Consider the following 11886-nt stretch of genomic DNA (forward strand, 5'->3'; position numbering starts at 1 on the left):
GGTCCTTCCCGTCGCAGTCGTTCACCCGGACAACCCCGCCGAACCCGCGCCGGTTGCAGCCCCCGCCGTCCGCGCACCAGAACGGGCGGATCGCCGCCCCGGGCGACGAGGGCGGGAACGGATGTGACCGGATCGGTCCGGAGGGCGGCCGATCGTGACTGCCGCGGCCCGCCGTGCCCCGGCAGGATCAAGGCATGAGCGCAGCGCTTCTGGTCATCGACGTCCAAGAGTCCTTCCGCAGGCGGCCCACCTGGCAGGCGGTCTCGACGCCCGACATCGCCGAACGGACACGGCGGCTGGTGGCCACCGCCCGCGACCGCGGCGACCTGGTGGTGTGGGTGCTGCACAGCGAGCCGGGCAGCGGCGGCGTCTTCGACCCCGACCTCGGTCACGTCCGCCTCATGGACGGGCTGCGGCCGCGTCCCGGCGAGCCCCAGGTCACCAAGACCAGCCGCAACGCCTTCACCACCAACCGGCATCCGGGAGGGCGCCTGACGCGCGGACTCGGCCGGCCGCGCGGCGGCGGTCAGCCGGTGACCGGGACCTCGATGTGGCCGGCGGCGCCGCGGGTCACCCGCGCCCTGCCCGCCGTCACCTCCGCCGCCCAGGCCTCGAACCCCTCCAGGTCCTCCACCGGCACCGCCACGTCGGCCTCCACGCCGTCGCCGTAGCGGACGCCCGCGGGCTGACGGCCGGCGGCGTGCAGATCGCCCAGGAACCGGCCCGCCAGCGCGTGATCCACCCCCACCGTCACCGTCACCACCGGCCGCAGCTCCACCACGCCGACCGCGTCCACCGCCGCCGCGACCGCCTGCCCGTAGGCGCGCACCAGCCCGCCCGCCCCCAGCTTCACCCCGCCGAAGTAGCGCGTCACCACCGCGGCCGTGTCGGTCAGCCCGCGCCGCACCAGCACCTCCAGCATCGGGATCCCTGCCGTCCCCGCCGGCTCACCGTCGTCGCTGCTCTTGGTGATCTCGCCGCGTTCACCCAGCACGTAGGCGGTGCAGTTGTGCGTGGCGTCGCGGTGCGCACGGCGGTGCCGCGCCAGGAACTCCGCCGCCGCGGCCTCCGAGCGCACCCGCGCCAGCGTGCAGACGAACCTCGACTTGCGGATCTCCAGCTCGTGGGAGCCCGCGTTCCTGATCATGCGCATGGCATCCCGAGTCTACGGCCGGCCCCGGCGGCTCAGCCCCGGGGGAACGGCCAGGCGTTCGGGCGGCACCCGTACAACGACTTGGTCTGCTGCACCATCACCGGCGCCCGGCGGCCCGGCCCCGGGCACTGCCGATGCTGGTGCCCCAGCAGATGCCCCACCTCATGGTTGACCAGATACTCGCGGTAGGTCGCCAGGTCGCGGCCATAGGTGGCGGCGCCGATCCCCCACCGGCGCGCGTTCAGCACCGCCCGGCCGCCACGCCCGCACGACAGCTCACCGCCGGTCACCAGCGGCGCGCACATCCGGTCCACCAGCGACGGGCTCGACAACGCCACCCGGAACCGCACCGGCCCCCGGTCCACCCGCACGAACCGCATCGTGCGGCCCCGGCCCCAGCCGCGCCGGTCGTTCAGCACCCGGTGCACCTCGCCGGCGAACCCCGCGGCCGAGAACGGCAGCCGCCGCTCGACCTCGACCATGTACCGCACCACGGCGCCCTGCCGGCCCGCGGGCGCCATCGCCGTGCCCGGCACCACCGCGTACCTGCCGCCCGCCGACACCGGCACCGCCACCCGCGGCGGCTGCGGCCGCCCGTTGACCACCACGCCCTGCCGCGGCGACACCGAACGCGGCTCGGCCGTGGGCGCCACGGGCGCGCCACCGCCGCCCGCGTCCGGGCCCGGCGGCGGCTGGCCCGCCTTCCCGGACTCACCGGGCACCATCACCCACACCGCCGCGCCCGCGCCCGACGCGATCACCAGCGCGGCGCCCGCCGCCGCCACCCAGCCGCGGCCACGGCGCCTGTCCTCCCGCTGGCGGCGGCGCGGCGGCGCCGGGGCCAGGGGCTCCCTGAGATTGTGCATCAGCCCTCGTCAGCGTCCTGCACCGGGCGTCGCACCATGCCTGCCGTCCATCTGCCCCCCGATGATCGTCCGGTGATCCCTGCGGCATCGTAGTGGGCAGGCGATCATGACGCTGCCCCGAGCCGCACACGGCGGGCCCGGGGCAGCCACGGACAACACAGGCCGATCAGGGACAACCGGGAGAACCGGGGAACTGTGGTCAGTTCGCCCAGCGCTCGGCGCCGTCGAACCCCGACTCCACGAACGAGGCCAGCCCCAGCGCCGACCGGCGCGAGGACGCCAGCAGCCGCTCGGCCACGTCGAAGAACCGCTCGACGGTCTCGGTCGGCCGCGCCACCGCGTCGGGCAGCAGCGTGCGGGTGATCCGCACCGACCCGTGCACCAGGTCGATGACGGCGGTCTCGGTGTTGCGCAGGACGTCCTCGATCGGGGCCAGGTCGCCCGCGGGCGCGCGCCGCGCCGCCTGCACGTCGGTGGTGGTCTCAGTGGTCATGACGCCTCCGGGGGATCGGAGCGGAAAATGCCGTCGCCTCCGCACTGTCCCCGCGCCGCCCGACGCCGCCGTGACACACCCCGGACACCGACGTGAACCACCGCCGAACGCGCCGTACCCGCCGTCCGCCGCTCCGTGCCTGTGGGCCCGCTCCGTTCAGGTCACTCGACCAGGTCGATGACGTCGGCGATCGACGGCACCACCCGCGACGGCCGGAACGGGAACCGCTCGATCTCCTCCTTGCGGGTCACCCCGGTCAGCACCAGGATCGTCTGCAGCCCCGCCTCCACGCCCGCCACCACGTCGGTGTCCATCCGGTCCCCGATCATCGCGGTGCTCTCGCTGTGGCCGCCGACCCGGTTCAGCGCCGTCCGCATCATCAGCGGATTGGGCTTGCCGACGAAGTAGGGGTCCACCCCCGTCGCCCTGGTGATCATCGCGGCGACCGCGCCGCACGCCGGCAGCGAACCCTCCGGCGACGGCCCGATCGGGTCCGGATTGGTCGCGATGAACCGCGCGCCCCGCTCGATCAGCCGGATCGCCTTGGTCAGCTGCGAGAAGCTGTAGGTACGGGTCTCCCCCAGCACCACGTACTCGGGATCGAGGTCGGTCAGCACGTACCCCGCCTCGTGCAGCGCCGTGGTCAGCCCCGCCTCGCCGATCACGTACGCCGACCCCTCCGGCCGCTGGTCGGACAGGAACCGCGCCGTCGCCAGCGCCGAGGTCCAGATCGACTCCGGCGGCACCTGCAGGCCCACCGCCGACAGCCGCGCCGCCAGGTCCCGCGCGGTGTAGATGGAGTTGTTGGTCAGCACCAGGAACGGCCGCCCCGACTCCGACAGCCTGCGGATGAACTCCTCCGCGCCCGGCACCGGCCGGCCCTCGTGCACGAGCACCCCGTCCATGTCCGACAACCAGTACTCGATCGGCCTGCGCTCCCTCATGCGCTCATTGTCGCAGGTGGCCGCGGGCCGGTGATTGACCCCGCACGCCCCCGGATCATAGATTCACCGCGACAGCGCACCGAACCGCGTTCGGCCACCGGAGCGCGGGACGGCGCCACCGGCCCCCGCGGAGGTACGGCATGCACAGCGGACCCGACATCCCCACCGTCCAGCAGGTCCGGGCGGCGATGACCGCGCCCGGGCAGCTGTTCGAGATGGACGAGGTGGACGTGCGCGGCGTCCGCACCCGCGTGTGGAAGAACGCCCCCGCCACCCTGCGCGACATCCTGGAGATCTCCCGGACCCACGGCGACAAGCCGTTCCTGGTGTACGAGGAGGAGCGCCTGTCGTTCGCCGAGCACTACGACCGCGTCGCCGCCTTCGCGCGCCGGCTCGTCGACCGGTACGCCGTCCGCAAGGGCGACCGGGTCGCCATCGCCATGCGCAACTACCCCGAATGGTCGGTGGCGTTCTGGGGCGCCGCGGCCGCCGGCGCCGTGGTCGTCCCGCTCAACGCCTGGTGGAGCGCCGCCGAACTGGAGTACGGGCTGCGCGACAGCGGCGCACGCCTCCTGGTCGCCGACGCCGAACGCGCCGACCGCCTCGCCGCCGCGCTCCCTGCCCTCGGCCTGACCGCCGCCCTCGTCGTCCGCGCGGACGGGACGCCGCCCACCGGGACCGAACCGTTCGACGACACCCCCACCCCGGCAGACGCCACCCCAGCAGACGCCGCCTCCGCAGACGCCGCCGCGGGGAACGGCACCGCGCTGCCCGCGGTCGCCCTCGACCCCGACGACGACGCCACGATCTTCTACACCTCCGGCACCACCGGCCGGGCCAAGGGCGCGCTCGGCACCCACCGCAACATCGCCACCAACCCCGTCAGCCTCGCCTACGGCCTGCTGTCGGGCGGCGTGCGCGCCGGCCGGAGCCTGGAGGAGCTCACCGCGCCGCAGCCGCGCGTCACCCTGCTGTCGGTGCCGTTCTTCCACGCCACCGGCTGCCACTCGGTCCTGGTCACCAGCGCGCTGCAGGGCGGCACCGTGGTGCTGATGTACAAGTGGGACGCCGGACGGGCGCTGCGGCTCATCGAACGCGAGAAGGTCACCGGATTCGGCGGCGTGCCCACTATGGCCCGGCAGGTCCTCACCCATCCCGACTTCGACGGCTACGACACCTCCAGCCTCACCGGCGTCAGCTACGGCGGCGCGCCCGCCCCGCCCAGCCTGGTCGGCACCATCGCCGAACGCCTGCCCGGCCGCGTCCCCGGCAACGGCTACGGCCTCACCGAGACCTCCTCGGTCACCACCTACAACGCCGGCGTCAACTACCTCGAACGCCCGGGCAGCGTCGGCCCGCCCGTCGCCGTCTGCGACGTCAAGGTCGTCGACCCCGCCGGCACCGAACTGCCCACCGGCGAGGTCGGCGAGCTGCTCATCAAGGGACCCAACGTCATCAAGGGCTACTGGGGACGGCCCGAGGCGACCGCGCAGGCCTTCGACGCCGACGGCTGGTTCCACAGCGGCGACCTGGCCCGCCTGGACGCCGACGGCTTCGTCTACATCGTCGACCGCGCCAAGGACATGCTCATCCGCGGCGGCGAGAACGTCTACTGCGCCGAGGTCGAGGCCGCCCTCCACGAACACCCCGCCGTCGCCGACTGCGGCGTCATCGGCGTGCCGCACGAGGTCCTGGGCGAGGAGGTCGGCGCCGTGGTGTGCCTGCGACCCGGCACCACGCTCACCGCCGAGGGGCTCCAGGAGTTCCTGCGGCCCCGCATCGCCGCGTTCAAGATCCCCGCGCACGTGTGGTTCCGCGACGGCGAGCTGCCCCGCAACCCCGGCGGCAAGCTCCTCAAGACCCGCCTGCGCGAGGAACTCCTCGGCCCGTCCCCGGCGACCGGCCCCGGCACCTGACCGGCCCCGGTCCCCCGACCGGCCCGGTAACGTGGCCGACCGTGAACGACCACGACACCACCGGCCTCCGCAAGATCAGCCCGCCCGGCCTGGCACCGGGCTCGGGCTACAGCCACGCCGTCTCGGCCGACGTCCCCGGCCGCCTGGTCGCCGTCAGCGGCCAGGTCGCCCTGGACGCCGCCGGGAACCTCGTCGGCCCCGGCGACCTGGCCGTCCAGACCCGCCAGGTGCTGGCCAACCTGCACGCCGCGCTCGCCGCGGCCGACGCCGACTGGCGGCACGTCATCAAGCTCGGCTACTACCTGCGCGACGCCGGGCAGGTGGCGGTCGTCCGGGCCGTCCGCGACGAGATCGTGCCGCCCGGCTTCGCGCCCGCCAGCACCCTGGTGGAGGTGTCCCGGCTGTTCCGCGACGACCTGCTGGTGGAGATCGACGCCCTGGCCGTCGTCCCCGCCTGAGAACGCGTGAGGGCGTCCCGGCCACCGGCCGGAACGCCCCTCACCCGCAACCGCAACCGGACGCGCGTCAGACGTTGACGCCGAAGTCCGACGCGATGCCCGCCAGGCCCGAGGCGTAGCCCTGGCCGACGGCGCGGAACTTCCACTCCTCGCCGTTGCGGTAGAGCTCGCCGAACACCATGGCGGTCTCGGTCGAGGCGTCCTCGGACAGGTCGTAGCGCGCGATCTCGCTGTTGTCGGCCTGGTTGACCACCCGGATGAAGGCGTTGCGGACCTGGCCGAAGTTCTGCTGCCGGTTCTCGGCGTCGTAGATCGACACCGGGAACACGATCTTGGCGACCTCGGCCGGGACCGTGGCGAGATTGACCTTGATCTGCTCGTCGTCGCCCTCGCCCTCGCCGGTGAGGTTGTCGCCGGTGTGCTCGACGGCACCGTCGGGGCTCTTGAGGTTGTTGAAGAACACGAAGTGCTTGTCCGACAGCACCTTGCTCTCCGGCGAGCACAGCAGCGCGCTGGCGTCGAGGTCGAAGTCGCCCCCGGTGGTGGTCCGCACGTCCCAGCCCAGACCCACCACGACCGCGGTCAGTCCAGGAGCCTCCTTGGTCAGCGAGACGTTGCCGCCCTTGCTCAGACTGACTCCCACTGCGTGCACCTCCACATAGACGTTCCGTGCGGGCCTTCAGTACCCGCACGGCCTGATGGTAGAACGGTAGCCACCCGGCGGCGGTTCCCTGGCCGGTTTCGCACACGGCGTGGCGAAGATTCACTCTCGGCTCACCCGCCCGGCACGAACGCCGTCGGCGCCGCGACCTCGGGCGGAAGCTCCAGCGAGGCCGCCAGCGAGGCCTCGTCAGGCGCCAGCGCGTCGCACACCGAACGGCGCCGCTCCCACACCCGCTCCAGCAGCCCCGGCGCCGCGACGCCCTCGTCCAGCAGCACCCCGGCCCGGCGCTCCAGCCAGCCCAGCGCGTGCAGGCCCAGCAGCCGCCGCAGCACCCGCGTGCCCGCCGCCGGCACCGGCTCGGTGCCCGGCTCCGGGTCGCAGGCCGCGGCCAGGATCTCCAGCACCGTGCGATCGGCGCACGCCGTCGCCGTCCGCACCGCCAGCGACAGATTGTCGTTCCACGCCTCGAAGCCATCGCGGCCCGCCGCCCGCGCGGCCTCGATCCGCCCCGCCAGCCGCCGCTGCAGGCGCAGCTCGCAGTCGCGCGCCAGGTGCAGCCACACCGCCGGGGACGCCAGGTCGCCGCCGGGCGCCGCGCCGGCGAGCACCGGCGGCTCGTAGCGGTCCAGGTCGGCCATCGCGCGGGCGGTGTCGAACAGGATCAGCTCGTTGTCGCCGCCCGCGTTCATGTAGGCGTGGGCCAGGCCGCGGTAGCCGTTGAGGCGGTCGGTCGCGGCGAACCCCGGCGCGCCCGACGACACCCGGCACCGCGACACCGTCTCCTGCGCCTGCATCGTCGTCGCGGCCTTCAGCAGCGCCAGGTCACGGTCCACCGCCGACCACGGCGCCCACGCCGTCGCCGGGCCGGCCGCCCGCGCCGCCCCGCCGCGGCGCCGCTTGACGTGCGCGGCGACCACCGTCAGCGCGTACGCCGAGGCCAGCGACTCCAGCACCGTCTCGTGCACGTTGCGGTAGTCGGTCAGCGGCCGCAGCGGCGCCAGCCGCCCCAGCGTGACCCGGTCGGCGGCGTGGGCGTGCAGCACGCCCGCCGCCGCCCGCGTGATCGCCGCCGACATCGACACGATCGCCCGCCACACCGGCGGGCCGATGCCCATCGAACGGGTCAGCCGCGCCGCCGGGCCGCCCACCGGGTCGTGGAAGCGCCCCGCGTCGCCGATCGTGGCGCCGTCGCGCAGCCACGCCTCGTAGGGCACCCGCAACCCCGTCAGCCGTACCGCCGCGTAGTCGACCATCAGGCCCGTGGTGTCGGGGGCGGGCACGATCGCCACCCCGTCCGGCACCGCGCCGCCGGGCCCGCGCAGCGGCACCGCGAACACGAACACGCCGCGTTCGCGCCCGCCGTGCTCCAGCGTCGCGTACACCGCGGCGATCTTGGGGATGGCCGGGTGCGCGGTGTTGGTGGGGAACTTCACCGCCTGGTCGTCGGGGGTGGTCAGCACGAACTCACCGGTGGCCGGGTCGTAGCGGGCCAGCGTCCGCGGCGCCAGGTGACTGTTGCTGCGCCCCACCTCGGTCATCAGCAGCGCGCCGAACGACTCCATCGACTCCAGCGACGCCCGCGCCGCCCCCGGCCCCTCCTGCCCCGAGCCGAACAGCAGGATCGGGCCGAGCGCCAGGGTGTAGTGCAGCAGCATCACGTGGAAGAGCCCGGGGTCGGCGATCGCGGCGCGTTCCAGCAGCGCGCACAGCGCCGGCGGGTCGTCCAGCAGCTCGGCGGCTGGCGGCGCCGCCAGCCCGGCCCGCCGCAGCCGGTCGTAGGTGAGCGCGTGCCGGTCCTGGGCCGTCAGCCCGTCGGGATAGCCGAAGAACTCCCCCGGAACCGCCTCCTCCAGCAGGCCGCGGGTCTTGTCGGTGAGCCCGGTGCCGCGGACCAGCCGCAGCAGGTCGGGGTCGGGGGCGGTTGCCATCGCGACGCTCCTGTGTCGGTACGGGCGGCGGTCGTCAGGCGGCGGGAATCAGGCGGCGTGGACCAGGGGGCGGGAATCAGGGGGCGGGCGGCACCGGGTGCACGCCGGGCGCGGACTTGCTCACCGGATCGTCGCGCTGCCCCGCCGGGCGGCGCCGCTCGCGCAGCGGCGCCAGCGTCGGCACCTCGGGCAGGGTGAGGCGGGCGCACTGGCACAGCGCGTTGCCCGCGCCCGCCTCGGCGAACGCGGTCGCGCCGGCCTCGTGCACGGCCCGCAGCGCCTGCGGCAGCCGCACCGGCTTGACGATGCAGTCGGTCAGCGCGCGGTGCAGATCGTCGTCGTCGCGGTAGGCGCGGCCGCGCACCGGGGAGTACACCGTGACCTCCAGTGGCCGCTGCGGGAACGGGCGGATCATCTCGTACCACTCGTCGTCGGCGCCGGCCATCGCCGGGTGGTGCGACAGGTAGGGCACCGCCAGGCGGATCGCGCGGACGCCCGCGGCCTGCGCGGACGCCAGCACCGCCTCCAGCGGCGCCTCGGGGCCGCTGATGACCGTCACGCCGGGGGCGTTGAGACAGGCGACGACGACCTCGCCGCCGGCCCCGGCGGCCCGGATGCACGCGCGCGTGCCGTCCTCGGTCGCCTCCATCAGCCCCATGCCGCCGCCGGCGCCGCGCCGCGCCAGGACGCCGACGAGGCTGACGGCCATGCGCGCGCCGTCGCTGATGCTGAACACGCCCGCGCACACCAGCGCGGCGATCTCGCCGAAGCTCTGCCCGACCGCGTAGCCGAGCGGCACGCCCTCGGCGCGCAGCACCCGGTCGACGGCGACCGAGGCGGTGTAGGCGGCGAGCTGGGGGACGCCCTGGCGGCGTGCCGCGGCGCGGTATCCGCCCGGGTCATCCAGCAGGATCGTCCGCAGTGACGGCCAGCCCGGGCCTGGCAGGCCCTCGTGGACGGCGTCCAGCACATCGCCGACGATGCGGGCGGCGCGCGGACCGGTCCGCGACAGCTGCTGCAGCTCGGGCGCGCCGGCGGAGCCGGTTCCCGGGAACAGGAACGCGCATTGATCGTCCGGTTTGAATTCGTGCGTCCAGCCGGGGGGAAGCGGTGAGGACACGCGGATCTCTCCTTACCTCTAAGGAAGGGCCGACTTTCCTTATTGGACGAAGACCGCTGTGCAGTTGTTATGGATTGAAAGTCATGAAATGCGATTATTCACTCAAGGGATCGGTCTGACAACCGTCCGTGTGGCCAGTATGCATGGTCGGGAACCGATCAGGGGCACCAGAGCACCGGCCCGGCGGGGCCGGAGGTGAGGGAGGGCGCATGAACGGGCGGCCGGCCGTACGGCAACGGTGGGCGATCAGCGGCACCGGCTCCTACCTTCCGGGCCGGCGGGTGCCGAGCGCGGAGGTGTCGCTGTCGATGGGCCTGGACGCCGGCTGGATCGAGGACCGCACCGGCATCCGGCACCGGCACGTCGCGGGCCCCGGCCAGGCCGCGTCCGACCTGGCCACCGCCGCCGCGCGCCGCGCCCTGGACGCCGCCGGCCTGGCCCCCGGCGATCTCGGCCTCATCGTGCTGGGCACCTCCACCCCCGACGAGCTCGGCCCCTCCACCGCCTGCCGCGTGCAGGCCGCGCTGGGCGCCGGCCGGGCCGCCGCCTTCGACGTCGCCGCCGCCTGCACCGGGTTCGTGTACGGGCTGCAGACCGCCGTGGGCTGGCTGGCCACCCAGCGCGGCAAGCCGCCCCACGTCCTGGTCATCGGCGTCGAGGTGTACTCCCGGTTCCTCAACGCCGACGACCGCGCGACCGCCGCGCTGTTCGGCGACGGCGCCGCCGCCGCCGTCATCGGCCCGGCGCCGCCGCCGTACGGGATCGCCTCGATGGGCCTGGGCGCCGACGGCTCACGCGCCGGTGACGTCCTCATCCCCGCCGGCGGCAGCCGCGCCCCCGCCAGCCCCGGCACCCTGGCCTCGCTCGGCCACACCATCCACATGGACGCGCGCGCCGTCCGCTCGTTCATCGTCGACATCCTCCCCCGGCTGATCACCGAGGCGACCGACGACGCGGGGGTGAAACCCTCGGAGCTGTCGCTGGTGGTCCCCCACCAGCCCAACCCGCGGCTGGTGGCCTCGCTGGCCGACCAGGCCGGGCTCGCGCCCGACCAGATGGTGATCGCCGGGCAGGACGTCGGCAACATCGGCGCCGCGAGCCTGCCGTACGCGCTGGACCACGCCGTGCGCACCCGCGGCATCGGCGCGGGCGAGGTGGTGCTGCTGGCGGGCTTCGGCGCCGGGCTGACCTGGGGCCACACCCTGATGGTCTGGCCGCCCGGCCATGCCTGACCGGCGGCGGGCAGGCCGATGTGGAAGTCGGCGCCCGGCGGTCAGGTCGCGGCGGGCAGCCGTACGCGTCCGGCCAGCAGGTCCAGGGCGCGGTCGACGTCGCCGGGCGTGGTCGACAGGTGGAACGAGCAGCGCAGCAGCCCCGCCCGCACCGCGGCGACCACCTTGCCGGCGCGCAGCAGCTCGGCGGTGCCGTCGGTCACCTCGACCGACACGATCGCCGAATCGCCCGGCGGCAGGCCGAGCCCGGCGCGGAACCGCGCGGCCAGCTCCAGATCGTGCCGGTGGATCGCCTCGATCCCGACCTGCTCCAGGAACTCCAGCGCCGGGGCGTGCCCCGCCCACGACTGCCAGGCCGGGGACAGGTCCAGGCGCCGCGCGTCGGAGGCCAGCCGCAGCGGCGCGCCGTAGATGGAGTCCCAGATGTCGGTGCCGGCGTACCAGCCGGCCGCCACGGGCGGCAGCGCGGCCAGCGCCTCGGCCGTGCCCGCCAGAAAGCAGGTGCCGCGCGGGCCCAGCAGCCACTTGTAGCCGCCCGCCACCAGCAGGTCCACGCGGTCGGCCGGCAACGGCAGCCAGCCCGCCGCCTGCGTGGCGTCCAGCAGGATCTTGGCGCCGTGCGCGCGGGCCGCGCCGATCAGGTCCTCCATCGGCGCGATCGCGCCGTCGGCCGACTGCACCGCCGACACCGCCACCAGGTCCACGCCGCCGTCGACGGCGTCGGCGATCCGCTGCAGCGGCACCGAGCGGACCGTCAGCTCCGGCCGCGCCAGGAACGGGAACAGCAGCGAGGTGAAGTCGCCGTCGGCCACCAGCACGGTGGCGCCGGCGGGCAGCGAGGCCGCCACCAGCCCGACGAAGTAGGACACCTGCGGGCCGATCGACACCCGGCCAGCGGGCACGCCGATCAGGCGGGCGAACGACTCGCGCGACCGGGTCACCACCGCGTCGCCCAGATCGGTCGTGAGGAGCCCGGCCGCCCGGTCGCGCTCGGCGGCCAGCATCGCCTCGTGCGCGACCCGGGGCGGCAGGCCGTAGCTGGCGGTGTTGAGGAACGTGACGTCCGCGGCGAACTCCCGCTGCGCCTCGCTGATCGGAATGCTCATGATCCG

At 74.7% G+C, this 11886-nt stretch carries 11 protein-coding genes and 1 pseudogene; 4 read left to right on the forward strand and 8 right to left on the reverse strand.

Annotated features, from left to right (window positions below; translation table 11 throughout):
• Positions 1-194 precede the first annotated feature (194 nt).
• Positions 195-458, forward strand: a pseudogene (locus tag ABD333_RS13680) (cysteine hydrolase family protein); the annotation flags it as partial.
• Between the two features lie 68 nt (positions 459-526).
• Here the strand turns inward: ABD333_RS13680 and ABD333_RS13685 are convergent.
• From ABD333_RS13685 to ABD333_RS13700, 4 genes are all read right to left on the reverse strand, one after another.
• Positions 527-1153, reverse strand: coding sequence for a YigZ family protein (locus ABD333_RS13685; protein ID WP_344540980.1), 627 nt, complete (start codon positions 1151-1153; stop codon positions 527-529).
• A gap of 32 nt (positions 1154-1185) precedes the next feature.
• Positions 1186-2019 carry a DUF3152 domain-containing protein gene (locus ABD333_RS13690; RefSeq protein ID WP_344540981.1) on the reverse strand — a complete coding sequence of 278 codons (834 nt, stop codon included), beginning with the start codon at positions 2017-2019 and terminating at the stop codon, positions 1186-1188.
• Positions 2020-2218: 199 nt separating this feature from the next.
• Positions 2219-2512 (reverse strand): hypothetical protein, encoded by a 294-nt coding sequence (locus tag ABD333_RS13695; RefSeq protein WP_344540982.1) that lies wholly within the window; start codon positions 2510-2512, stop codon positions 2219-2221.
• 161 nt (positions 2513-2673) lie between these two features.
• Positions 2674-3456: an HAD-IIA family hydrolase gene (locus ABD333_RS13700; RefSeq protein ID WP_344540983.1), complete on the reverse strand. Its 783-nt coding sequence runs from the start codon at positions 3454-3456 to the stop codon at positions 2674-2676.
• Between the two features lie 140 nt (positions 3457-3596).
• Between ABD333_RS13700 and ABD333_RS13705 the strand changes: the two genes are divergently transcribed.
• Together ABD333_RS13705 and ABD333_RS13710 are read left to right on the forward strand one after the other, a co-directional pair.
• Positions 3597-5372 carry a class I adenylate-forming enzyme family protein gene (locus tag ABD333_RS13705; RefSeq protein WP_344540985.1) on the forward strand — a complete coding sequence of 592 codons (1776 nt, stop codon included), beginning with the start codon at positions 3597-3599 and terminating at the stop codon, positions 5370-5372.
• A gap of 41 nt (positions 5373-5413) precedes the next feature.
• Positions 5414-5830, forward strand: coding sequence for a RidA family protein (locus ABD333_RS13710; RefSeq protein ID WP_344540987.1), 417 nt, complete (start codon positions 5414-5416; stop codon positions 5828-5830).
• Between the two features lie 67 nt (positions 5831-5897).
• Here ABD333_RS13710 and ABD333_RS13715 read toward each other — a convergent pair whose 3' ends face one another.
• From ABD333_RS13715 to ABD333_RS13725, 3 genes are all read right to left on the reverse strand, one after another.
• Entirely contained in the window at positions 5898-6473 is a 576-nt protein-coding gene (locus ABD333_RS13715; protein WP_344540989.1) for a TerD family protein, read from the reverse strand.
• Between the two features lie 131 nt (positions 6474-6604).
• On the reverse strand, positions 6605-8422 hold the full coding sequence (locus tag ABD333_RS13720; RefSeq protein ID WP_344540990.1) for an acyl-CoA dehydrogenase: 1818 nt from the start codon (positions 8420-8422) through the stop codon (positions 6605-6607).
• A 76-nt stretch (positions 8423-8498) separates the two neighbouring features.
• Entirely contained in the window at positions 8499-9542 is a 1044-nt protein-coding gene (locus ABD333_RS13725; RefSeq protein WP_344540992.1) for an ACP S-malonyltransferase, read from the reverse strand.
• Positions 9543-9751: 209 nt separating this feature from the next.
• Between ABD333_RS13725 and ABD333_RS13730 the strand changes: the two genes are divergently transcribed.
• Positions 9752-10774, forward strand: coding sequence for a 3-oxoacyl-ACP synthase III family protein (locus ABD333_RS13730; RefSeq protein ID WP_344540994.1), 1023 nt, complete (start codon positions 9752-9754; stop codon positions 10772-10774).
• A 41-nt stretch (positions 10775-10815) separates the two neighbouring features.
• Here the strand turns inward: ABD333_RS13730 and ABD333_RS13735 are convergent, their stop codons facing one another.
• Positions 10816-11880 (reverse strand): aminotransferase class V-fold PLP-dependent enzyme, encoded by a 1065-nt coding sequence (locus ABD333_RS13735; RefSeq protein WP_344540995.1) that lies wholly within the window; start codon positions 11878-11880, stop codon positions 10816-10818.
• Positions 11881-11886 lie beyond the last annotated feature (6 nt).

The sequence above is a fragment of the Actinomadura fulvescens genome (assembly GCF_039533225.1).
Classification (GTDB): Bacteria; Actinomycetota; Actinomycetes; order Streptosporangiales; family Streptosporangiaceae; genus Spirillospora; species Spirillospora fulvescens.